We start from the raw sequence: 24,164 nt of genomic DNA on the forward strand, positions 1-24,164 counted from the left end.
TAACCCAGACTTAAACCAGAACAATGCGAATGCCCTCGACCTATACGCTACGAGATTGGGAATGTAATGAACTTGTTGGGTATGTCAAAAGGTTTATATTATCGATATCGAATACCCCACAATGAGAGGGTTACACCACCATCACTTGGGCCATGGGTACGTAAGCAGCGATATGGCTGAGCTAATACTAAGTTACCTACCGCAGGGTGGAGTGGCTGCTGACCTAGGTTGTGGATCAGGTAGGTTTTGCCAGGTGCTGTTAAGTAAGGCTAGCAAAGTTTACTGCGTCGATATAGATGAATACGCCCTCAATGTAGCAAGGGGGAGTATTAAGGATGAGAGGGTGGTGTTCCTCAATGAGGATGCGTCATCAACATCGATACCCACCGGGTCCGTGGACCTAGTCATAATGGTTAACTCATTCCACGACATGGAGGATAAGGGTAAGGTGGCCCTAGAGGTGGGTAGGATCCTTAAGCAGGGTGGCTTAGCCGTAATTGTAGAGTCTAAACCAGGCTTAACAATACATGGCCCACCACCGTGGCTGAGGATGAGCCCTGACGACGTGATTAAGTACTTCAGCGGCCCTCAATTTGGGGTAGTGGGTGTAAGGGATTTAGGGGACTTTAACGCTGTAGTGGTTAAAAGGCTCTGAGTTTTTGGCCAAGTAGATGCATCATCTTAAGCATGTGCTCTGTTTTAAATAGGCTTAGGGTAATGGGTCAGTGTAATATGGCTCCTTCGAATAGGCGACTGAATGGGTGGATGATTGCCCTAATGCCGTACAGCATTGCCATAGGCCCCCTAGGCACATTGCTGACGCTCGAAATAGCCTCCCTAAGGGGGAGCCCGGTTGATGTGAGTTACGCCATGTCTGCTGGCTCAGCGGCGGGTGTCATTGCGCCATTGATGTGGGGCTTCCTGCTGGATAGGTATGGTGGGAGGAGGGTATTAGCCCTCGGCTTCCTCGGGACATCAATATTCATGCTAGCCCTAACCTACGTAAACGCTATTCCACAAATTTCATTATTCTACGCCGCGGCCTCATTATTCTCATCGGCGGTGGGCGTCTCAACAAGCCTAATGGTAATTAGCTCCTCAAGCAAAGACAAGTGGAGTGAGGGATACTCCAGGTTAAACTTCATTAGTTCACTAGGATACCTGATCGGCGACCTAGCTGCTGCAGCATTATCAAGCATACTCAGCATCAGACTCATCATACTTCTCATGGGCCTACTCCCCACCGCCTCAACGGCATGGCTAATGTTAACCATGCCCTCTGAGGGTAAGGTAACTAGGCGAAGCGGAGGGTACAGGCAGATTAAGAGGGTGGTGAACACAGGTGACTTGGCCTACGTATTCACGCTCTACACTGCCCTCATAGTGTTCTACGTATCGTCAGGCATATTCAATACGCTTTACCCATACGGCTTAAGGGAGGGTGGCCTTTCAAAGACGTGGGTCATGTTGATAATATCGGCTGGTTTAGGCGTCCAAATACTGGGCTTTAGGGTAGCGCCGCGTATTATAAGGAGGCTTGGTGGTGATGCTAAGGCTGCATCAAGGTCGCTGATCCTGAGGAGCTTATCATATGCGTTAATAGGTTTAACATCATCAACGCCAAGTAGCCTAGTAGTAACGGGGTTAACGCTATACCCATTAGCAGCCGGCATAGCCTTCTCAACATTCTACACCGCATCCAGCATCATGGTCTTTGAGAAGCTTAACCATGGGGAGGAGGGTAAGGGAATTGGGGTTTATAACGTCGTCACAGGTTCAGCATACTTAACCGGGTCATTTGCCTCAGGCTACTTGGCCAGTGCCATTGGTATTGGGCAAAGTTACATCGTGGCTGGGGTAATGCTACTGGGTTCGGCATACCTGTTCAACAGGGTTAGTGGAAGAACAACTAGCATGCTTGAGGTGGCTAGGCTTAGGAGCGAAGGCTAGGTTCATGGGTGTAGCTTTAAAGTCCACTACCACGTTAACCATGTGGTTGGCTTCCTAGTCATTTCAGATGACTTAACTGGGGCTAATGGAGTAGCCGGCATGATGGCTAAGCACTGTAGGACCATTGTGGTGGATTACAGTAAGCTGAGTGCAATTGGCGGCTTTAACGCTGGTTGCATAGTTGTCAATACTAGGAGTAGGATGGTTAACAGTAGTGATGCTGAGGCTAGGGTTAAGGCTGTGGTTGACTACGCCTCATCCCGTGGGTTGAGGATTGGGAAGAGGATTGACAGTGCATTAAGGGGTAACCTAGTGGGTGAGTTGAGGCCGTTGCTTAACAGGGTGCTGGTGGTAACCGACACCATACCTGAATACGGCAGGTATACTGAAAACGGCTACACCGTAATGGGCGGCGCCAAGGTTAACATATTGGAGAGAATTAACCATAGGGCCAGGGTGATGAACCTTAGTGAATTCATTAACAATGCACGTGAGCTTAATGGGGTTGTGGTTGTTGATTCAAGGAGTCACGATGACTTAACGTTAATTGCTCAGGTGGTTAACAAGTACGGTTACGTGCCGGTGGATCCGGGCCCCCTCAACGCGAAGGTTAGCGAGTTAACCGTGGGCGCCTCACCGGTTAGGCACAGGGCATGTGCCAATAGCGTGCTTTTCATAGTTGGTAGTACTCATGAAAACACCATTAGGCAGGTTGAGAGGGCTAGGGAAGCCGGCATTAGGGTAATTAACCTAAACGATGTTAAGAACACCCAGTGGGGTGGTGGCGACTTGATAATTAAGTTTGACCTACTTAGGGATATTGAAATGGTTAATGAGTACTTAGTTAAATTAGCCCTAGACTTCGACGCCGTGATGCTTAGCGGTGGCGAGACCGCAAACCTCATACTAAGCATCGCCGATGCCAGTTACATCGAGGCCGTTGGTGATGTTGCCCCGTTAATAGGCATTGGTATTGTTAGGGGTGGGTTGCTTGATGGAAAGGTCATTGTGACTAAGGGGGGTTTAATAGGTGATGATGAGGTGTACTTAAGGATCAGGAACTACCTCAGGGGACAATGCTTTTAAACTAAACATGTAACTTTATAAGTGTGAATGTTAGGGTAGGTGTAACGCTCGGTGACCCAGCGGGGGTTGGCTATGAGGTAGTGGCTAAGGCCCTTCCCAAGTTAAGGGGGCTGGGCATCGAATTAACGTTAATAGGCAACCTGGAGCACTTTAAGAGTGTGATAAGCATGCTTAAGATTAATGAGACTGTCCTCGATGGTGTGAGGCTCATTGACATACCGGGTGGCCCCTTTGAGTTCGGTAAGGTTCAGGAGGAGGCTGGTAGGGTCTCCCTGGAGAGCGTGATTAAGGCCGTTAACCTGGCAATGGCCGGTGAGGTCGATGCCATAGCCACTGCCCCAATAAACAAGGAGGCTTGGTTTAGGGCTGGTTCAAGCTACATAGACCACACGACCCTCCTACAGGCTTTGACGAAGTCAAGGCTATCCCTAACTGTCTTCGAGACGAGGAGGCTCAGGGTAATGTTCCTAACTAGGCATATGCCCCTAGCCGAGGCCATTAGGGATGTTAAGAGGGCTAATGTGCTTGAGGGGATAATAAACGCCAACAGGGCCCTTAAGGCACTTGGGGTTAGAAGGGGTAGGATAGCCGTGGCCGCCTTAAACCCACACGCAGGTGAAGGTGGCTTACTTGGTAGGGAGGAGATTGATGAAATAGCCCCAGCGGTCGAGGAGGCTAGGGTCAAGTACGGCATTGACGCCCATGGCCCAATATCAGCTGACTCAGTCTTCTACCTGGCGGCTAAGGGCCAATACGATATAGTGTTGTCGCTTTACCACGACCAGGGGCACATAGCCGCTAAGATGTATGACTTCAGGAGGACCATCAGCCTAACCCTAGGTCTACCATTCCTGAGGACTTCAGTTGACCATGGCACAGCCTATGATATAGCCGGTAAGGGTGTAGCTGATGAGACAAGCATGCTTGAGGCCATTAGGAAGGCCGCTAAGTATGCACAGCAGTATAAGAAAAGGTGGAGGATTGTCTTCGGTGAGATTAACACCCAGCCGTGAAGCAACTCTCCATCAACTGGGCGTACACTTTAATGTTAACCCGTAGTTAAGTCTACATTCAAGGCCATAATACACTATGGTTTGAGCTAAGTTTACGCTGATTGCTTGAGTACCAGTATGCCCCTGGGATCCTTAACCCTAGGCGTGAGTGTTTCCCATATGGTAAATGAGTGAAAACCATCCTCAGGACCCACGTATACCAGTGCGGCATCAGCGCCAATTGCCAGGTCGATAACGGATCCATTGATGGACATCAGTAACGCAGTATCATCAGTCAACTGAGGTATTACAACCACATCTTTAACCAATGACTTAACCCTCGTTAACTCCATTACACCAGTCCTCTCAACAACATTCAATAACCTAGTGTACCTACCAGGGCTCACGAACAACACGTAGGGCTCAGGTACCGAGTCCATATAGAGCATATTAACAGCCCTAGATACCTCATCAACAGCGGAACCAGGCATCTCCCACGACGTTATCGTAACTCTACGCACCTTTGCATGGCCCAATAAATCACTAAGGATTGAACCATCCTCCTGATAGGCAAGCCTAATAGCGGCTTGGTCAATGGAGGCTGAGTAAATACGTTCGCCACGTGCCCTCGAGTACTCAACCTGCCTCTGTGATATCGTGAATTTAATACTCAACTCCTTGAGAGGTATTACCGTTCTCAAACTACTTACCACCTTATCAACCACAACCTCCTCAAGAGTCACTGCGTCAGCACCAGGGCCTACTGGATAGAGCTGTAAATACTTCCTAAACCTCCTAACACTATCAGCAACCTCCCTAACCTTACCCTCAATATACCTCAACTCCTCCTCAGTCAATGTCGATGACCTAACAACATCCTGCTGGGGCGGGTCGTTATTAGGTGCCTTGATTCCCGTTAATTCTTCAACCTCCTTAGACCCAGCCTTTAACTGCTCCACCTGCTCAGGGTCAATTGATTTAAGCAGGGTCAGGAACTCGCTGAAGTGGGTCTTCTCCTCCTTGGCAATATCCTCAAAAACCCTCCTAACCCTCTCATCATCAATCAACCTGGCTAGTTGAAGGTAAAGGTTAATAGCGTCAAGCTCAGCCATAATTGCAAGTCTCAATGCATCAGCAACCTCACCCTGGCTAAACCTCCTATCCCTAACAATATCAACAGGATTCTTAGAAAAACCCACAACCAACTAGTGAACTATCCCTTTTTAAGCTTTATGTTACTGTAAATCAAACTTTCATGTGAATGCTTATAACTTTCCACCTAAGCAATTGAATTATGGCTTCTGGTGTTGTTAGGTTGGGTTTTATAGGTGCTGGTAGGCGTGGTAGGGAGCTTATGGATGCTGCTAGGCGTGCTGGTGCTGTGCCTGTTGCTGCCTCCGATGTGAGTGATGATGCCTTGAGGGAGGCTTCAAGTAGGTTTAACGTTAAGGTGTATAGGGATGTTGATGCGATGCTTAGTGGTGAGAGGCTTGATGCCGTGGTTGTTTCAACGCCGGTCAGGATGCACGTTACCCATGTGATTAAGGCCCTTGAACACGGCTTGGATGTCCTTGTGGAGAAGCCAGTTACCTTAAGCATTGTTGAGGCTAATGAACTGCTCAAAAGGGTTAGGGGTAGTGACCGCATTGTGGTGGTTGGCTTCCAGAACAGGTACTCAGATGCTGTTAAGGCTGTTAGGGAGTTGATGCCGAGTTGTAATTCATCCATGTTCGCCGGTTACTGGTACTGGACAATACCACCAATACCCTGGTTTAGACGCAGGAGCGAGACCGGTGGGCAGGTTGTTGAGCAGGTCATACATATGTTCGACATAGCCAGGTTCCTGCTTGGTGAAATCGAAACCATATACGCCTCCTACACTGAGAGGGGTAGGGATACTGAGGAGGATAGGGGGCTTGGCTTTGAGAATTGGGCAAGCTACAGCGTGGCCTTCAGGTTCGCTAATGGTGCTGTTGGTTCAATACACAGCACCTACGCACTTTACCCTGAACTTGGGAAGGAACTGCCCTTGGTCATGTTTGACGTTGTCTGTAGGGAGGAGTTGATTAGGTTCACTGGGTTTAATGAGGCTAAACTGTACAGGAGGGGTGGGGAGCCGTTAACGTTTAAGTCCAACGTTGACCCGACATTAGGCATGTTTAAGTCATTCATACAAGCCGTCTTAACCAGGGATAAGAACCTGGTACCCACGGTCTACGAGGATGCCTACTGGAGTAACGTGACCGTGCTTGCCGCTAATGAATCAGCCTTAACGGGTAGGGTAATTAACATTAAGGATTACGCTAAGGGTGGTTCACCTTGAAGATAGCCACAGACCTATGGCATAGGAGGGGTTACGACATCGCCGGCGAGCTTAGGTTAATTAAAGACGCTGGGTTCGACGGTGTCGAGTTCACCTTCTCTGAGGCTAATGAGAATGCACCAATGGTCTCGGATAGGGGTTACCTGAGGATTGAGCATGCCGTTGATGATGCCAGGCTGCTGCATAAGGCTGTGGTGGATGTGGGACTTGAGGTTCATAGCGTCAGGAGTGGGTTACTTTGGAGGTACCCGTTAACATCACCCGACCCTGGCATTAGGGGGAGGGCTGTTGAAATAATCATGAGGGAGCTTGAGGCATGCAGTATTCTAGGGGCCACGGCACTACTGATAGTGCCTGGGGTTGTTAACGAGAACATCCCCTACGATGAGGCCTATAGGTTGTCCCAGGAGTCCCTTAGGAGGGTTGTTGGGAGGGCTGAGGATTTAGGGGTTACACTCGCCATCGAGAATGTATGCAGCAACTTCCTGTTAAGCCCCCTTGAATTCGCCAGGTTCATTGATGAGTTAGGTAGCCCAGTTGTCGGGGCTTACCTGGATATTGGCAATGTTATGGATTGTAGGTTGGGTTACCCACAGCATTGGGTTAGGGTGCTTGGGGGTAGGGTTAAGAGGGTTCATATTAAGGACTACAGTGTTAGCCTTAGGGGTATAGTTGACCTGTTTAATGGTGATGTTGATTGGCGTGCGGTGATGAGGGAGTTGAGGGGTATAAACTACAACGGCTACTTAACCGCTGAGCTGCACCCATTCAACATGGCCTATGAACTCTACTTTAGGCAGTTGGCCGAGAAGATGAGAATGCTCATAAACCTTTAGGCATGGTGGGCGTTTAATGGGTAGATTTGTTGGGGTTGGTTTAATTGGGCACGGTTTCATGGGTAGGGCCCATAGCCTAGCCTGGAGAAACATCACCCTGTTCACGGATAGCCCACTAACCCCGGTGCTTAAGGCTGTTGCAGGTAGGAGTGAGGATGCGTTAAGGGGGTTTGCAGCCAGGTTTGGGTTTGAGAGGTATTACACGGACTACAGGTTGATGATTAAGGACCCGGGCATAGACATAATCGACAACGTAACCCCGAATTACATGCACGCTGAGCCAACTATTGAGGCTATGGAGGCTGGTAAGCATGTGATCGTTGAGAAGCCCATGGCGATGAACTCAAGGGAGGCTTACGAGATGGTTAGGGTGGCTGAGAGGACTGGTGTAATAAACATGGTTGCACACAATTACAGGTTCGTACCAGCCATAGTGCTGGCTAGGCAGTTGATAGGCAGTGGTTCATTGGGTAGGATCTACCACTTCAGGGCCCTTTACCTACAGCAGAGCCTAGCAAACCCGGAGGCCCCCATGACGTGGAGGCTTAGGAGGGAGTACGCTGGATACGGCACCATAGCGGACCTAGGAAGCCACGTGATTGACTTGGCCAGGTACCTGATTGGTGAGGTTATTAGCGTCAACGGTACACTATACACCTTCAACAGATTTAGGGTTAACCAGGCCACTGGGGTTAGGGAGGAGGTTAACGTTGATGAGGGCTTCACCGCAATACTGAGGTTTGAGAATGGGGCATTTGGGCTCATTGAAGCCTCAAAGTTGGCCACTGGGCACTACAACTCACTCATAATTGAGGTTAACGGCAGTGAGGGCTCCATTAGGTTTGACCTGGAGAGGATTAATGAACTCGAGGTTCACCTAGCCAAGGACGGTGAGTTAAGTGGCTTTAGGAGGATCCTGGTGACCCAAAGGACACACCCATACTTAAGGTTCTGGTGGCCACCTGGCCACGTGCTTGGTTGGGAACACACCTTCACCCACGAGGTCTACCACTTCCTAACCAGGCTTGCCGAGGGTAAGGACGTTGCACCTGAGGCAGCCAACTTCAGGGATGGGTTAAGGGTTATGAGGATTATTGAGGCTATAGCCGAATCCTCGGAGAGGGGTACGTGGGTTAGCGTAACTGACTAGGATTCAAACAAATCCCTGAGGTTTGACTCATAGTACTTAATGAAGAACCTAAGGTCCATTATTGGGTCTGAATTGGGGTCCTCATACTCAATCACAACCCAACCATTGAAGCCACGACCCCTAAGGGTGGTTAGAATCCTCCTAATGTCTAAACTACCCTTACCGGGGACCTTAAACCTCCCAGCCACCTCACCCCAGTCGTTGGCTGGCTTAAGCGGGCTTGAGTCATCCTTAAGGTGAATGTAACCAATCCTACCACCCCACCTCTCAATGAAATCATACACGTTGATACCGGCCACTGATAGGTGGCCGATGTCTGGGTAAAGTTTAAACCTTGGTTCCGTCAGCTTCATGAGTAGGTTGATTTCATCCTCATTTTGGATGATGGTACCCCAGTGGTTATGCAGGCCAAGCTCAACATCACCACTCTTCTCAACCATAATGTTAATCAACTCAGCCATAGCCCCAATATACCTCTCCTTATCCCCATCAAACAACCTAAACCTAGGTGGAGGACCAATTACAATGCTCCTCGCATTTAACCTAACAACCCTACTCCTAATAGTCTCAAAGTCCCTTAACAGGAACTCATGCTCCTCCCTAAGGTGAAACTTAGCTCCCCAGTAAACACCAGCCAGGCTCAAACTAAACATGCTTAACCTACGTGCAAAACCCTCAACATCACCAAAGGCCGTTAAGTGGGCTTGATTAACCTCAACACCCCTAAACGGGGTTGAGTGAAGTAGCGCAAGAGCCTCACCCAAACTCAAGTAACCACCCCTAACAAGACTAGCACCAACCTGAATACCCAAACGCACATTAAGCCTCCAGTAATCGGATTTTTTAACAATTACGGGTTAAGAATTAAAAAGAAACAAGGAGTTTAAAATTTTAATTAAAGCCAATGCCTAAACAAATCACCTCCTTCTCATTACGATTATTGCTGCTACTGCTGCTATTACGATGACTATGACTACTATTCCAATCACTAATGCTGTTGATATTACTGGTTTTGTTACGGTTACTGTTGTTACTGCTGTCGTGGTTGAGACTGCCATTGTGGTTACTGTGCTTGTTACTGTTGCCGTTGATGTAACAGTGCTAACAGCAGTAGTCGTCGTTGTTGTGGTGGTTGTAGTCGTTGTCGTAGTGGTGGTTGTTGATGTTGTTACTGGTGTGTATGTTGTGTGGAAGTATGAGGCAACACAAGCCTGCAACTCAGGATCAGGACTAGGCAAACCAATGAAAGCAGCATACTGAGGATACCTAGTCCAAAGACTACCATTAATAATAGCCTCAGCCAAAGGAGGAACAACACCCTGAGGTGCGAAGCCACCTAAAACAAGTATATTATTCAATTCTGCCATTATTCCTAATTGAGCCCATTGATGCATTAGATTGTACGCAACTTCAGTATACTTAGGATTTGTGTAAGGTAAGCATGCCTTTATCCAATCCGCATCCACAACACTCTTAGGGTATGCCGCGGTTATTGACGCCACAGATATTTCAACACCAGGAACATAGTATTCGTACCATGAGAACAATATCTTTATTAATTCTTCATACTCCCTACTTCCAGGTATTGCCGTCCTCATCGCATTATACCAGTTGGTTAAGTTGATGTAGCCGAATGTTGAGTTCACACACCAAATAATGGTACTGTTTGGTACCGGTAAATCAGTAGTATACGGCTTACAGTACCAACCGACTATGTGATTATCCTGTACCACGGGGTACGCGAATGGCGTTACCTGGCCTGGCGCATTGCAGTAAACAGTATACGCCGCTGGGTGTGTCATTGTGAATTCCACGTCATAGGAGACCCATAGTGAATTATAGCCTCCCTTATTTGAACCAGCAAAGAACCAATCTACCACTGCTGGTAATTGGCAGCTGGATACTTGAGTTGAATATGTACCTGTCTCAAGTGTTGTTATCTTAGTTGGTATGCCAAATTCACTTAACCTTAATGCGGCAATCTGCGCCTGCGTAATCCAATTAACCATGTTGGATGATGCATACAGTGTTAATGTTAATGGTGTTCCGTTTGGTAGGTACCATTGACCGTTTTTGTAATGCAAGCCAGCTGATTCAAGCAACTGGGCGGCGTAAGTCCAGTTAACGGTGTAATTAATCACAATGCTCCTAATACTCTCAGGGAAGGTCAAGTACAAACCAGGGGCAACGTTAGGAGCTGGGGCCGGGACATTAATCCAAACGGGATACGTAAGCCATGGCGGGCCCCATGCCGCCGCAGCCTCAGACCTATTTATGATGTAGAGGAAGGCTTGCCTAACTTGGGGAATATTGAATGGGTAATAATCTGGTATGGAGATCCCGAAGATTGATAAGTCAGGTATGGCAAACCAGCCAAAACCAGGGGTACTATTTATGCCCTGTATGTACTTAGGCAAGCTAAATGCTATCCACTCTATGTAAACAGACTCCCCCTTTAATATTGCTGCGTATACATTGGAGGGCCCAGGGTTATTCCAGAGGACAACCTCAGGGTAGTACTGCCAGGTATGGAATGGCAATATCTCATCCCATTCACTTAATAAATTAGGTGGTACTAGTTTTAGTGTGGCATAGGTCGGCCCTATCGACACTAGGTAGTATGGGCTTAAACCCCAGTAAGGCGGATTAAACTCTGTAATGTTAACCTGACCAAATCTAAGTGCCTGTGAGGCGTTCATAGACTTAAGTACCTCAACAATACCTCTCCACACAGGCCATGGTGTACTTATTGTTTGAACTAGAATCCAGTACCACGCTGTTGGTGACCAGTAGTCGAAGTGTATTGATATTGTGTAGTTGTTGATGACTATGATGTCTTTGTCTGCGTTTTGTGGTGTTAGGTATGGGTAGAACCATCTGAAGGCCTTAACACCAATGTAGAACTCGGCGTAAACATCCCAGGCGGTGAAGGGTATCGTAGCCGAACCATTAAACCAATACAAACCACGCCTAAGGTAAATGATGACCGTGTGGTTATCTGGAAAAATAGTCCAATTCTCAGCCAAAACAGGCCACCACTGACTAGTGGGATCACTATAATCGGCAAGAGGCATGTAGGTGAAGATTGGCCATCCTACGTAGTTCTGTGGTGTATATGGATTCCACATTCTAGCTGCTGGATTCCAAAACCAGCTAAAGTACGCAGTCTCAAAGGTTGGATCTAATGCATTAGCTTGCGCGTATGCTATGCTGGTCATTACTGCCATGACCACTGCGATGATTGTTATTGATACCAGTACTAGTTTCCGTATACCCAGAGACATACTCTACACTCATCCTTCTGGTTTATAAACTTTATTGCATTAATCATTCTACACATATCAATATTTCCTTAGTTACTCCTAGTTAATTAATGTTGAATCTACACTACTAAATTAATACTTCTCTTCGCCTAACTGATTGAGGTAATGTTTTTAAACCGGCTTATGTATTGCTGATTATGGTTTCGTATACTTGTGGGGATGTTTTGCTTGGTGGTTTGCCTCTTGGTGGTGTTGGTGCTGGTGGTGTTGAGCTTGATAACCTGGGTAGGTTGGTTAACGCTAGGTTTGCCAATAACTGGGCTTACCCTATTGGTGAACTTAGAGGTTTCCATATATTCATCAAGCCTAATGGTGAAAGGGGATTCTTCGTGCAGAGGAAAGTTAACGTGCTTGGTATGGGTGGTAGGGTTATTGACCTAGTCTTCGAGGGTCGTTGGCCATTCGCATGGCTAAGGGCAAGAAAAGGAAACATCGAGGTTGAGGTGGAGGCATTCACACCAATAATACCAGGAAACCTAAAAGACTCAACACTACCAGCCTTTGCACTGGCGATAAGAGTCAAGAGTGCCAATGCCCTAGTGGCCGTTTCAATGCCCAATGTTGTTGGCAATAACATGATTGGTAGGGTTAATAGGAGTGTTGGCAATGGTATCATGTTCCTGAATAATAAGGCTGTTGAGACTGACCCAGCTAGGGGTAACATGACTCTGCTGGCTGATGGAAGCAGGTTCACCGTGGTCCAATACAACATTAATGCTAAGCCTGAGTACGCGCTTAAGGCTAAGACCTGGAAGGGAACCTTTGAGAACCCCGAGCCCTGGGTCAGTATCGACTCTGGTAAGGTGCCCAGTGGTGAGGAGCCCCATGAGGCAAGTGGACTTTGGGATGACCCAGCGGGCCTAGTGGCCGTGGAGGTGCCCAGTGGTGGTGAGGCTAGGTTTGCGGTTTCCTGGTTCTTCAACAGCAGGTGGTTCCTGTACAACTACGACCACTACTACGAGAATTTCTTCAGGGATTCCCTTGAGGTCACCAGGTACATTCTGGACGAGTACGGTAGGCTTAGGTCCAGCACCCTTGATTGGCAGGAGAGGTTAATTGACCCATCACTGCCTGATTGGCTTAGGGACGCAGTAATAAACAGCACGTACATCCTCTCAACAAGCACGTGGCTAACCAAGGATGGTAGATTCACAATCTATGAGGCACCTGAGGTGTGCCCATGCCAAGGCACATTGGCAGCCCTATGCTATGAGGCTGGTTCACTACCCATCGTCCTACTCTTCCCCGAGCTTGAGAGGTCGTTCCTCAGGCTTTATGCAAACGCCATTAGGCCAGATGGCTACGTTCCACATAGCCTAGGCATACACTCAATCGACCACGTGGAGGACGGCACCACCGCCCCACCTCCCTGGAAGGACCTTAACCCAACCTTCATACTGCTAGCCTACAGGTACTACAAGAGGACTGGCGACATCGAGCTGATTAAGGAAATATACCCAAAGCTTGTTAAGGCAATGGAGTGGGAGCTTAAACAAGACAAGGACGGCGATGGAGTACCGGAGTTAAGCGGTGATGGGGATACTGGTTTCGACGCCATGTCTGTTAAGGGTGTTGATAGTTACACAACCAGCCTGTGGATAGCTGCGTTAATGGCTATGGGTGAGCTAGCTAAGTTAATGAATGATGAGAGGATGGTTAAGATTGCCGAGGAGACCTTGGGTAAGGCTAGGAGGACCTACAGTGGGCTTTGGATTGGGGATAGGTTTAAGGCCTGGCAGGAACCCGACTTCGGCAAGGCATCATTCCTTGGGCAGGTCTTTGGTGAGTGGTGGAGCCTAATGCTCGAACTAGGCCACGTCACTGATGAGGATAAGGTTAAGGCAGCCCTTAAGACAATCATCAGGGTTAACGGTGGTGCATCACCCTACACCACACCTAACTTAGTTGATGAGGATAGGGGGATAGTTGACTACAGTCCCCAGACGTCGTCATCCTGGCCTAGGCTAGTCTTCGCAATGATGGCCGTTGCCAAGGAGCTTGGTGTGGATGGTTGGATGGAGGTTGTTAGGAAGGAGTGGGATAATATCGTTAAGAGGGGGCTTGTGTGGAACCAACCATCGAGGATAGATGGGAGGACTGGTGAACCTGAGCCCAGGAGGTTCCTGGACCATTACATAGGCAGTGCAGCACTGTGGAGCTTCACGTACAAGTATGCATTGAGTAGGCTGAGGGGTTGAGGTGGTTGAATGCTTAAAAATACCACTCAGTATACTTTCCATGTCCACGATCCTCGAGGTTGAGCCGCATATACTTCACAGGCCCGGCGAGGAAGGTTCGGCACCCTGGGCCTCATATGTTCTGCTTGTTAAGGTGACAACTAAGGATGGTAGGGTTGGTTGGGGTGAGACCCTCAGTTCAATTAGGGTTAACTCGGTGGCTAAGATGGTTAAAGTACTATCCTCAGTGATGAGGGGTAGGGATGTGTTTAACGTTGAGGGTAATAGGCTTGAGTGGTATAGGCAAGACTTCAACATGCCCATATCCATAGAGTCCACGGCAGCCTACAGCGCCTTCGACATAGCCTCCTGGGACATAATAGGTAGGGAACTGGGTGAACCAATCCATAGACTGCTGGGTGGATTAACTAGGGATAGGGTTAGGGTTTACGCTAATGGGTGGTATGAGGGTGCCCAGAGACCTGAGGAATTTGCTGAAAAGGCCAGGGGGCTTGTTGAGAGAGGTTACACAGCCCTCAAATTCGACCCATTTGGCCAATACTTCGATACAATAGACGCCAGGGGCATTAGTGAGGCTGTGGAGAGGGTTAGGGCTGTTAGGGAGGCTGTGGGCGACCCCGTGGACATACTCATAGAGACCCATGGTAGGTTCAACGCTGAGTCGGCTATTAGGGCTGCGCAAGCCCTGGAGAGGTTCAACCCGCTGTTCATGGAGGAGCCCGTTCACCCAGAGGATATTGAGGGCTTGGTTAGGTTTAGGCAGGGCACTAGGGTTAGAGTTGCCCTAGGGGAGAGGATTATCAATAAGGGTAGCCTAATCCAGTACCTGAAGCATGGCCTAGTCGACTACCTCCAAACTGACATAGGCCGTTTCGGTGGGTTAACCGAGGCCAGGAAGGCAGCCGCCATTGCCGAGGCCTTCAGCGTCCCCATGGCCTTCCACAACGCCAATGGGCCAATACTACACGCCGCCACCATTCAACTTGACGCAGCCATACCCAACTTCGCCCTCCAGGAATCATTCTACGACCACTGGCCACAGTGGAAGAGGGACCTTATATATGACTCAATGCCCATTGTGAATGGGTACGTTAAGGTTCCGGGTAAGCCAGGCCTTGGGGTTGATGTTAATGAGAAGCTGATTGAGGAGCTTAAGGTAAATGAAGCTGAGGTTAAGGTTGAGGGCGCATTATCATGGGCCGTGAGGGGGACTGTTAGTGGATAAAGTGTAACATGACTCCGCTAGGCAATACACCATGGTGTCTAACAAGAAGTAATCCCAAAACACCCGCCCAGGGCATTCTAATTGTATACTATCCTGCATTAATTAAGTAATATAAACCCTTAACCCCTACCTTTATTATGCAACGCCAAATCCCCGTTTACGAACCAGCCACAGGGGAGGTTCTCGCATATGTACCTGACATGAGCATTAACGAGGTTAGGGATGCCGTGGATAAGGCTTATGATGCCTTGCCCAGGCTTCAATCAATACCGGCCTACGAGAGGGCTAGGTTACTGATGAGGGTTGCGCAATTGATTAGGGGCCGCAGGGAGGAGTTGGCTAGGCTACTGACTAGGGAGATTGGTAGGCCTATTAAAAGCACTAGGCTAATAATAGAGAGGACTGCCAGGATTTACGAATTAGCCGCCCAGGAACTACCCCACGTGTTAACTGGCGAATTCGTGCCCCTTGAGGCCTACGATTACCCACCTGGTAATGAGAGGAGGATAGCCATCGTTAGGAGGGAGCCCATTGGTGTTGTTGGGGCGATAACACCGTTCAACTTCCCGCCTGACAGCATGGCACACAAGGTAGCCCCAGCACTGGCAATGGGCAACACCGTAATCCTTAAGCCGAGCAGATACTCACCCCTAACCGAAGGTGAGATAGCCAAGCTGATAATTGAAGCCGGGTTCCCTGAGGGCTCAATAGTGGTGGTGACCGGTGACTCATCCATGATAGGGGACGAGTTCGTGAACAACCCTAAGGTATCCCTAATAACCTTCACAGGCTCATCCAAGGTTGGGCTTGAGCTGGCCAGTAGGGCTATACTGAACGGTAAGAGAGTTATAATGGAGCTTGGGGGCAGTGACGCAATGATAATACTGGAGGATGCCGACTTGAATAGGGCTGTGCAGGCAGCCACGGTGGGTAGGTTTGACTATGCTGGTCAATTCTGCAACGCCACCAAGAGGGTTATAGTTAGGGAGGAGGTTTACGATGAATTCGTTAGGAGGCTCACCGAGAGCGTTGCAAGGCTTAAGATAGGGGACCCACTTAGCGAGGACACTGACGTAGGGCCCTTGATCAGTAGGGATGCCGTGGAGACAATGGAGTCCTTCGTTAATGACGCATTGAGCAGGGGTGGGAGGGTAATCTACAGGGCTGGTAAGGTCCCCGATAGGGGCTTCTACTACCCACCAACCATACTTGAGGCACCCTACGATGCTAGGGTTTGGGTTGAGGAGGTCTTCGGCCCAGTCCTACCCGTGGCCAAGGTTAAGAGTGATGATGAGGCCGTGGAGGTGGCTAATAGGACTGAGTATGGGCTGGATGCTTCAGTATTCACAAGGGACTTCTCAAGGGCCTACAGGCTGGCCTCCAGGATTAAGGCTGGCACCGTATTTATTAACGATACCACTAGGTTAAGGTTTGATAACCTGCCCTTCGGGGGCTTTAAGAAGTCTGGGATAGGTCGTGAGAGCGTTAAGGACACCATGATGGAGATGAGTGAGGTCAAGGTTATAACCTATACCCTTTAAACCACCTCTCCGGAGGCGGTGGTCATGGAACCCAAGGGCACGATTAGAACACCTAGAGCTTATTAATGCCCTTTACGGCATCACCAGCGAGCTTACTTTAAATATGGGTCTAGGCAACGGTAGCTATGGACAGGTTTAAGGTGGCTATGGCTACTAGCCTAACCGCAGGCCTAATGATAATGGCTGTATTGGTTTTGATAGCCATCGTTCCACTTAGTTCGCTATTCCAGTTTCCGCTCATCCTATTGCTGGTGGTGTTGTGGGTGCTTGGGGTGGCTGTGTACAGGATGCTTAGTAGTGCTAGGCTAAACTCCTCCAGCTATATACACAGGTACACGCCCTACTCACTGGCCTTAACCCTAATGTTCATTGTGGCCGGGGTTATGCACCGGTGGGTTGCCATGGGTGTACTTCTAATTGCTGGGTATTCCTTCGAATTAGTGGCTGGCTTCATACTTTACAATGACTTTAAGGCAATAACGGGGAGGGGTAACGCGTTGATGTTCCTGGTGGGCATAAGCTTATTCATACTCTCACTGCCATTAGCCATAATGAGAATTCCATGGCCTGCGGTGGTTGGGGTCCTGTTAAAGACCATTAGCATAGCCAGGGTTATCCGCAGCCCTAGGCCAAGTCCACCCATTAGGCAAACGCCCAGGTTAGCCACTTAACGCATTCAGGCGTTGGCGTATTCATCAGTGGTCAGTAAAGGGTGCATTCAACACGCTGATTGTAATCCTGGTAAAGGGTTTTAAGCATTAGCCACTTCACCAACCTGTGAACACCAGGGCCTTAATGATGGCTGTTAGGATTGGGTTGAGGGGGTTGGTGACCAGGAAGGCGATGACCATAATGACCATTATTGCCATAGCCACAGCAGTGGCGCTCCTAGTCGCCCTAGAGACCGTTACCTACGGCGTTAAGTACACGGTGGAGCTTGAGGTTAAGTCGATACTGCCCGCCGACCTAATGGTCTACACCTCATCAGCCATAATACCTGAGCAGTTGGTCAACATGATCAATGGGTTAAGGTACGTGGAGTACGCTGCCCCGGCAATACTCACCGGCGCAATAGCCGGTGGACACCAGATAACCCTCATTGGCTTATCCACAGACTCATTCAGCTACTTCTACCCCCAGTTAACCCAGGGCTCACTACCCATTGGCAGTGATGACTGTATAATATCTCAGCAGTTGGCCCAGGCACTAAACGCCACCGTGGGTAGTTACATATACGTCTACGTTCCACAGGGCTTGACCGGGACCTACAGTGTGCTTAAGCTCAGGGTTTCGGGGATCTTCACCAGTATATTCGGTGGGTTGCTTGGCTTCCAAGTCTACATGGTCGTGGCCCCCCTAGGCTACCTCCAATCCCAGTTGAACACTGGGGACTTCGTGAACGTGATATTCATCAAGGTTGTCGGCGATAATGCAGCCATCATAGGCAGGTTGAACACGGCCATGAAGCAGTTGATCCCCGAGGCCCAGGTCTACGAGCAGCAGTCCATAATAGGGAGCGTTAATGAAATCGTTAACCTGATCAACGTCTTCTTCCTAATAGTCATAGTGCTCAGCGTGGTTATAGCGGGCCTAATAGTGGCCATAATGGTGTTGATAAACATTAGGGAGAGGAGGAGGGAGATAGGGATAATGAAGGCCATAGGGGCCTCCAACGGCCAGGTGATGCTCATATTCATAACCCAGGTCATAGCCGTCTCACTGATAGGTGGCTTAATTGGGCTTATTGGGGGTTACTACGGCTCAATACTAATGGTTAAGTTGATTAATTACCTAGGGTACAGCATCAACATAATCATTAGGCCAATGCCCCAGTTCTTCGCCCTAGGCCTAGCCACGGCACTGGGGACTGGGGTGGTGGCCTCTGTGCCGCCGCTGATGAGTATTGTTAGGATTAGGCCGGCTGAGGTCATTAGGACCGAGTAGGCTAGGTTAAGGCTCCCTTAACCACCTCGGCTATTGCCCTAGCCAACGGTGGAGGTACAGCCTCACCAACCTGGTTAAACTGCGAGTCCCTACTGCCCAGGAACACGTGGTTGTCCGGGAACCCCATTAACCTGGCCTGCTCCCTAACAGTCAGCAACCTATCCTCGTATGGGTGTATGAACCTCACGCTACCCATGACTGTTGGGGCTGGTTTATTGGGGTGCAGCTTAATGAAGTTCCTGTAGACTCCCCCAGAACCCCTGTAGGTGTATAGGGCCTGCCCCCACGCAACCCTACTAATCCCCCTAACCTTCCTCGGGGACACTGGGACTGGTTCATGGTTTGGGATTTGGGGTGTTGGTTCAGGTAACCCACTCAAGGCCTCGGCCACGGTAACTACCCTACCGGCCTTACGGGGCTTGATCTTAATGTTGGATATGAAGACCCTCCTTCTTACGCTTGGCACCAGGTAATCCTCCGCATGAAGTACGTTGAAGTAGACCTCACCATAGCCAACCCTCCTAAACTCGCCCACCAATGCCTCCCTGAGCCCACCCTCCATTATAGCCGCCACGTTCTCCATCACGAAGACCCTCGGCTTAAGCTCACCCACAAGCCTAATGAACTCCAGGGTTAATTGACCAAGCTCATCCGTGTAGAGCCTATCCAGCGGCTCGCCAAGCCTCCTTGGGTTAGCCCCAGTGTAGGCCTCGCAGGGTGGTCCACCAATCACGACGTCCACATCCCCAACGTACTTCACAATGTCGGAGCCGTTGATAAGCCTAGCGTCACTCCGTATAACCACCGCCTTGGGGAAGTTTAGGCTGAACGTCCTAACCGCATCAAGATCCACATCGAGACCAGCCACAACCTCAAAGCCCGCATCCCTAAACCCAACCGAGAAGCCACCAGCCCCCGAGAAAAGGTCAACCACCGTGAAGCCCACGGTTGAGGCCACTTAAGGGCCTATTCATAAACCTAACCACCCAAGCCACCAGGACACCACCAGGCTGGGTTTGCGCCCACCACCCGCACCTTCGGGCGATTGGGAGTGGCAGGCTCCCCCCTCGGGGAAACCCTCGGGGGATACACCCCCACCCCATCAACCCCGTCTTCTACGGGAGCCCTAACCACCCCCAGCCGGGTAACCCCGGCCAGGAGCAGCGGCCGCCTATTTTAGGGGCGGGTTTCCCGCTTAGATGCCTTCAGCGGTTACCCCAAGCGGCGTGGCTGCCCGGCACTGCCCTGCCGGACAACCGGTAGACTAGAGGCCGCGGCGCCCCGTTCCTCTCGTACTGAGGGCACCTTCCCCGCAGGCGGCCAGCACCCCCGACAGGTAGAGACCGACCTCTTGAGGAGGGGGAGGTCAGGTTTCGATACCTGGCCATCCCCCTCTGTCTCACGACGGTCTGAACCCATCTCACGTTCCCCTTTAATGGGCGGGCAGCCCCACCCTTGGCGGCTGCTGCACCGCCAGGATGGGAAGAGACGACGTCTGGGTACCAAACCGCGGGGTCGATGGGAACTCTCACCCGCGACGAGCCGGTTACTCCTGGGGTACCTTTTCCGACATGCCCGGCCCCCTCCAGTGGGGGCACGAGCGTTCGCTAGGCCCCGGTTTCCCGCCTGCCCCCCTAGCGTTCAAGGGGGCAGTCAGCCCCGCATTTGGCCTTACCCTCCACGGTCGGTTTCTGACCGACCTGAGCGGAGCTTTGGGCACCCCTGATATCTTTTCAGGGGTGTGCCGCCCCAGCCAAACTGCCAACCCGCCGCTGTCCCCCAGGGGTGGCCCCAGGGTTAGGGGCAGAGGAGGGAATGGGTGGTGTTTCATTGACGCATCCCCACGGCCCAGAGACCGTGGTTCATCGCTCCCACCTACACTATGCACCCCCTCCCCCACCCCAACAGCGGGCTGCAGTAAAGGTCCACAGGGTCTTCTCGCCCCGTCGGGGGTCCCAGGACTCTGCACCTGGAGGTGGGTTCGCCGGGCGCCAGGCTGGGACAGTGGGGACCTCGTTGATCCATTCATGCACGCCGGAACTCTCGGAGGACGACCACGTGGAACCCCACGCGGTCGCCCATACCCGGCAAGGCATTTGGCTACCTTCCTCCCGGGGGTCCCCGCAAAAAGAGGGATAAAGATTAGGAGCTAAGAACTGAGTCGTAATCAAGAAGTTTCAACACTTCTTCAATTGGTCTTTTCCTATGTGACTTGGGGTTTACATGTGAAAGTTCGTATGCCAGTACCACGAGCCTCCGCATCCCCTCCCTTTCTCTATGCACCCCTTTAGACAGCGAGATCACGATTTCCCTAAATAGACTATAAGCCTTACCTTTTGAGTGCAAGAGATGCCGGTATCTATCTAAAAATGGTATTAGGCATTCTGTTAATTCTTTGATATTGTCAACAATATAGAGGTATAGATGTTTCTGTCCCGGTTTCTTGATTATCCTCCCTGCATTAATTACGCCGTGTATTATTTCAAGCGGCTCCCTGTTTAATTGCGAAATGCTGAAGACAGGATCTAGCCTCAGACCATATCCCCGCTGATACTTTATCGACACCGAGAAACTGGCCTCCGCATCAATAAAGCCAACAACATACCCTATGGCAATATCGCCACCCACGCAACCCGACTCCATGGAGAAGGACAAACACAACCTTAGTATTTAACTCTAACGCCCATGTACATTTAAACACGTGCGGGAAAACACCCCGTTAAGAGGGTCAGAGCTGGGCCCCGGCCTCCGCAGGCCGTTGGGGGTAAAGATGAGGGTTAGGAAATGAGGGAGGTGAACTTCTCTTTTTTAGAGGGATGTTCCGTGCCTATCAAGTTCATGATTTGCTTTACTGATCTATGCGGGACAGGTTAAAAAAACCTTACGGCCTGCGGATGGCCGAGTTTACCCCCGGCCTTCAGCGGCGCTTAGCCCGGTTGAACCCGGGTTTCACGTACCGCCAGTGGCCAGGATTCAGCCCCCGTACAAACCCTTGCGGGCTTGCGGGGACCTATGTTTTTGTTAAACAGTCAGGTCCCCCTTGCCACTGCGACCCACGGCTCCGGGGTTTACCCAGGGCCGCGGGCACCCTTTATCCCGAGGTTACAGGGCTAATTTGCCGAGTTCCCTAGCCTGGCGTGACCCGAGCCGCCTTGGGCTTCTCACCCAGGCGACCTGTGTCGGTTCTCGGTACGGTCGTGGGGGCTCGTTCCTCACCCCCTTTTCATGGGCCCCGGGAGTCGGGTGAACCGAGCTCAAGGCCCGGCTATTACCGTCTTCAGCCGGTTCTCGCCATGACGGCACTCCCCGGCCTTCGACGGTTAAATGGGGCGGCAGCCCCACTCACCCTATCCCGAGGCGTCGGGGGTGGGGCCTGCGTTGCCGCAAACCTACCCCCACGGCACGGGAATGTTAACCCGTTTCCCTTTCGGCGGGTGCCAGTTAGGCCCCGCCTTAGGACCGGCTAACCCATGGCTGATGATCATTACCATGGAACCCTTAGCCTTTCCGGCGGAGGGGTATCCCACCCCTCTTCGCTGCTACTACCGCCAGGATCCTCATTCACCGCGGGTCCACCGGACCTCACGGCCCGGCTTCTGCCCCACGGCGACGCCCCCCTACCCCACGCGGGCCAATGGCCCGTGGGCCGGGGTCTCGGCGGCGGGCTTGAGTCCCTGTGCGTCTTCGGGGCCCCCCACCTCAGCGGGTCCGCTGTTACGCGTTGCTTAGCCGATGGCTGCTGCTGGGCCTACGGTCCCGCCGTCTTCGGTGGGGGACACCCTTCTAGATTGACACTTAGCCCGCACTTTGGGGCCTTAACCCCGGTCTGGGTTGTTTCCCTCTCGGCCCCCAAGCTTACCCCTGGGGAACCCGTCTCCCCCCTTCTACGGGGCCCGCGGGTTCGGAGTTTGACCCGGGACCGGAGCCTTTCGGCCCCTGCATCCCGGATCAGTGCTCTACCCCGTGGGCACCCTTTGGGGAGGCCAGCCTGAGAGCTGCTTCGGGGGGAACCAGCTATCACCGAGCTTGATTGGTCTTTTGCCCCTAGCCCGGGGTCACGGGAACGATTTGCACGTCAGAACCCCTAGCGGGCCTCCACGGGGCTTTCGCCCCGCTTCACCCTACCCCGGGCTAGATCGCTCGGTTTCTGGTCTCCCACCTGTGACTACGGGCCCTTAACAGACCCAGCCCCTCACCGGTTACCCGGCTGCGGGCCTTCGGTTTCCCTACGCCTCCGGGGTTAACCCCCTTAGGCTCGCCACAGGTGGGAACTCCCTGGCTCGTGTTTCTGGACGTAAGGGGTGACCCCGTACCCCACCCTCGTACTCCTGGGTCGCCCCGGTTTCCTTCGGGTGGGGTTATCCTTGAGGGCCACCCCACCTGTAACCGCCCGGTTTCAGGCTCTTTTCACACCCCTTGCGGGGTTCTTTTCAGCTCTAGGGGTGCGGGCCCCAGGTAAGGCAACACAATGATTAAACTGCGTAACACCTGGACCCGCGGCTTAATGGGCATTTGGGCAAGGCCCATTACAGGCAATCCCCCAACCCCACCGGTGGGGTTTAGGTGAAGGTAAGACAATTAACCAATGAACCGCGGGTCGCTGAATGAACTAAGCCATGCGCGTCCTGGGAACCCGCACTTTCCCTCACGGTACTTGTTCGCTATCGGACTCGGGACGTACTTAGCCTTAGGGGCTGGAGGCCCCCGTATTCCCACGGCAAAACCAAGCCGTGGTACTCCGGGACCTTGGGACTCCGCCAGGCGGCCTTTAGCCTACGGGACTATCACCCTCTTCGGTGGGGCTTTCCAGCCCACTTCGGCTAGGCCACCCCGGCGGTACCCAAGCCCAAACACCACATCCCCCCACGGTTAACCCATGGGGGTTCGGTTTGGGCTCCTCCCCTTTCGGTCGCCCCTACTCGGGGAATCCCTTTTGGTTTCCCCTCCTGCGGGTACTAAGATGTTTCCGTTCCCCGCGTTCCCACCCCCTACGGGGTACCTGAGCCTATTCGGCCCAGGTGGGAAGCCCCATTCGGGGATCCCGGGATCAACGCCTGCCTGCGGCTACCCCGGGCATATCGCCGCTTGCCGCGCCCTTCCTCGGCGCCCGAGCCGAGCCATCCACCGGGCGGCTTCGTGGCACGGGTGGCGGGTAAGCGCCCCAGCCTGGTGGCTGAGGGAAGAAGCCCCATTGAACCCCAACCCCTTGAAGGAGGTGATCCGGCCGCAGGTTCCCCTACGGCCACCTTGTTACGACTTCGCCCCCCTTGGGGACCCCCAACTCGACCCCCCAGTGAACCCAGGGGGCCTCGTTAAGGATCCCCTTGGGTGGCGCGACGGGCGGTGTGTGCCTCCCCGGCGGGCTCCGCGGCTAATAGCCGCAGCGGCCCACCTAAGGGGCAGGGACGTATTCACCGCGCGTTGGTGACACGCGGTTACTAGGGATTCCACGTTCACGAGGGCGAGTTGCAGCCCTCGATTCCTACTGGGGCGGGGTTTACGGGATTGCCTCCCCCTTTCGGGGTCGGAACCCGCTGTCCCCGCCATTGCAGCTCGCGTGCAGCCCCGGGGTTTCGGGGCATACTGACCTGCCGTA

Annotated in this window: 16 protein-coding genes and 2 rRNA genes; 12 read left to right on the top strand and 6 right to left on the bottom strand. The window is 51.7% G+C overall.

Features of this window, described 5'->3' with window-relative positions; all coding sequences use genetic code 11:
- Positions 1-121 precede the first annotated feature (121 nt).
- The 4 genes from AAX04_RS04330 (at position 122) to pdxA (ending at position 4,049) form a co-directional block, all read left to right on the top strand.
- Positions 122-655, top strand: coding sequence for a class I SAM-dependent methyltransferase (locus tag AAX04_RS04330; protein WP_084761196.1), 534 nt, complete (start codon positions 122-124; stop codon positions 653-655).
- A 62-nt stretch (positions 656-717) separates the two neighbouring features.
- The gene (locus AAX04_RS04335) at positions 718-1,950 is read left to right on the top strand and encodes an MFS transporter (protein WP_238377798.1); all 1,233 of its coding nucleotides are present in this window, start codon (positions 718-720) and stop codon (positions 1,948-1,950) included.
- 42 nt (positions 1,951-1,992) lie between these two features.
- Entirely contained in the window at positions 1,993-3,036 is a 1,044-nt protein-coding gene (locus tag AAX04_RS04340) for a four-carbon acid sugar kinase family protein (RefSeq protein WP_066794538.1), read from the top strand.
- Positions 3,037-3,059: 23 nt separating this feature from the next.
- On the top strand, positions 3,060-4,049 hold the full coding sequence (gene pdxA / locus AAX04_RS04345) for a 4-hydroxythreonine-4-phosphate dehydrogenase PdxA (protein WP_156519690.1): 990 nt from the start codon (positions 3,060-3,062) through the stop codon (positions 4,047-4,049).
- A gap of 92 nt (positions 4,050-4,141) precedes the next feature.
- On the opposite strand, the gene AAX04_RS04350 is transcribed toward pdxA, so the two are convergent.
- A complete protein-coding gene (locus AAX04_RS04350) occupies positions 4,142-5,227 on the bottom strand; it encodes a family 1 encapsulin nanocompartment shell protein (RefSeq protein ID WP_066794543.1) in 1,086 nt (361 codons plus the stop codon).
- Positions 5,228-5,322: 95 nt separating this feature from the next.
- Here AAX04_RS04350 and AAX04_RS04355 point away from each other — a divergent pair, with 95 nt between their 5' ends.
- From AAX04_RS04355 to AAX04_RS04365, 3 genes are read left to right on the top strand one after another with little or no spacing between them, the layout of a single operon-like run.
- Complete coding sequence (locus AAX04_RS04355) at positions 5,323-6,351, top strand: Gfo/Idh/MocA family protein (RefSeq protein ID WP_066794546.1); 1,029 nt, start codon at positions 5,323-5,325, stop codon at positions 6,349-6,351.
- A complete protein-coding gene (locus tag AAX04_RS04360; protein ID WP_066794549.1) occupies positions 6,348-7,187 on the top strand; it encodes a sugar phosphate isomerase/epimerase in 840 nt (279 codons plus the stop codon). Before AAX04_RS04355 ends, AAX04_RS04360 begins: the two co-directional genes overlap by 4 nt.
- A gap of 16 nt (positions 7,188-7,203) precedes the next feature.
- Entirely contained in the window at positions 7,204-8,337 is a 1,134-nt protein-coding gene (locus AAX04_RS04365) for a Gfo/Idh/MocA family protein (RefSeq protein ID WP_066794552.1), read from the top strand.
- Here AAX04_RS04365 and AAX04_RS04370 read toward each other — a convergent pair.
- Together AAX04_RS04370 and AAX04_RS04375 are read right to left on the bottom strand one after the other, a co-directional pair.
- Positions 8,334-9,155, bottom strand: a complete 822-nt coding sequence (locus AAX04_RS04370; RefSeq protein ID WP_066794555.1) for a sugar phosphate isomerase/epimerase — start codon at positions 9,153-9,155, stop codon at positions 8,334-8,336. The genes AAX04_RS04365 and AAX04_RS04370 overlap by 4 nt on opposite strands.
- Before the next feature lie 99 nt (positions 9,156-9,254).
- Positions 9,255-11,621 carry an ABC transporter substrate-binding protein gene (locus tag AAX04_RS04375; protein ID WP_066794558.1) on the bottom strand — a complete coding sequence of 789 codons (2,367 nt, stop codon included), beginning with the start codon at positions 11,619-11,621 and terminating at the stop codon, positions 9,255-9,257.
- Between the two features lie 176 nt (positions 11,622-11,797).
- On the opposite strand from AAX04_RS04375, the gene AAX04_RS04380 reads away from it, so the two are divergent.
- The 5 genes from AAX04_RS04380 (at position 11,798) to AAX04_RS04400 (ending at position 18,568) form a co-directional block, all read left to right on the top strand.
- Positions 11,798-13,858 carry a GH116 family glycosyl hydrolase gene (locus AAX04_RS04380; RefSeq protein WP_066794561.1) on the top strand — a complete coding sequence of 687 codons (2,061 nt, stop codon included), beginning with the start codon at positions 11,798-11,800 and terminating at the stop codon, positions 13,856-13,858.
- A 40-nt stretch (positions 13,859-13,898) separates the two neighbouring features.
- Positions 13,899-15,083 (top strand): mandelate racemase/muconate lactonizing enzyme family protein, encoded by a 1,185-nt coding sequence (locus tag AAX04_RS04385; RefSeq protein ID WP_066794563.1) that lies wholly within the window; start codon positions 13,899-13,901, stop codon positions 15,081-15,083.
- 137 nt (positions 15,084-15,220) lie between these two features.
- On the top strand, positions 15,221-16,624 hold the full coding sequence (locus AAX04_RS04390) for an aldehyde dehydrogenase family protein (protein WP_066794566.1): 1,404 nt from the start codon (positions 15,221-15,223) through the stop codon (positions 16,622-16,624).
- 125 nt (positions 16,625-16,749) lie between these two features.
- The gene (locus AAX04_RS04395; protein ID WP_066794569.1) at positions 16,750-17,295 is read left to right on the top strand and encodes a hypothetical protein; all 546 of its coding nucleotides are present in this window, start codon (positions 16,750-16,752) and stop codon (positions 17,293-17,295) included.
- Positions 17,296-17,401: 106 nt separating this feature from the next.
- Entirely contained in the window at positions 17,402-18,568 is a 1,167-nt protein-coding gene (locus AAX04_RS04400; RefSeq protein ID WP_084761198.1) for an FtsX-like permease family protein, read from the top strand.
- Between the two features lies 1 nt (position 18,569).
- On the opposite strand, the gene AAX04_RS04405 is transcribed toward AAX04_RS04400, so the two are convergent.
- The 3 genes from AAX04_RS04405 to AAX04_RS04415 all read right to left on the bottom strand — a co-directional run.
- Positions 18,570-19,514, bottom strand: a complete 945-nt coding sequence (locus AAX04_RS04405) for a DNA cytosine methyltransferase (RefSeq protein WP_066794572.1) — start codon at positions 19,512-19,514, stop codon at positions 18,570-18,572.
- Positions 19,515-19,593: 79 nt separating this feature from the next.
- A 23S ribosomal RNA gene (locus tag AAX04_RS04410) occupies positions 19,594-23,717 on the bottom strand.
- Positions 23,718-23,778: 61 nt separating this feature from the next.
- A 16S ribosomal RNA gene (locus AAX04_RS04415) occupies positions 23,779-24,164 on the bottom strand; the annotation flags it as partial.

Source organism: Caldivirga sp. MU80, assembly GCF_001663375.1.
In the GTDB taxonomy this organism is placed as follows: domain Archaea; phylum Thermoproteota; class Thermoprotei; order Thermoproteales; family Thermocladiaceae; genus Caldivirga.

Bases quoted from the DNA above. Each gene is read 5' to 3' on its own strand.
- AAX04_RS04330 (WP_084761196.1), top strand. From the start codon at position 122: ATGAGAGGGTTACACCACCATCACTTGGGCCATGGGTACGTAAGCAGC.
- AAX04_RS04335 (WP_238377798.1), top strand. From the start codon at position 718: ATGGGTCAGTGTAATATGGCTCCTTCGAATAGGCGACTGAATGGGTGG.
- AAX04_RS04355 (WP_066794546.1), top strand. From the start codon at position 5,323: ATGGCTTCTGGTGTTGTTAGGTTGGGTTTTATAGGTGCTGGTAGGCGT.
- AAX04_RS04365 (WP_066794552.1), top strand. From the start codon at position 7,204: ATGGGTAGATTTGTTGGGGTTGGTTTAATTGGGCACGGTTTCATGGGT.
- AAX04_RS04375 (WP_066794558.1), bottom strand. From the start codon at position 11,621: ATGTCTCTGGGTATACGGAAACTAGTACTGGTATCAATAACAATCATC.
- AAX04_RS04380 (WP_066794561.1), top strand. From the start codon at position 11,798: ATGGTTTCGTATACTTGTGGGGATGTTTTGCTTGGTGGTTTGCCTCTT.
- AAX04_RS04385 (WP_066794563.1), top strand. From the start codon at position 13,899: ATGTCCACGATCCTCGAGGTTGAGCCGCATATACTTCACAGGCCCGGC.
- AAX04_RS04390 (WP_066794566.1), top strand. From the start codon at position 15,221: ATGCAACGCCAAATCCCCGTTTACGAACCAGCCACAGGGGAGGTTCTC.
- AAX04_RS04395 (WP_066794569.1), top strand. From the start codon at position 16,750: ATGGACAGGTTTAAGGTGGCTATGGCTACTAGCCTAACCGCAGGCCTA.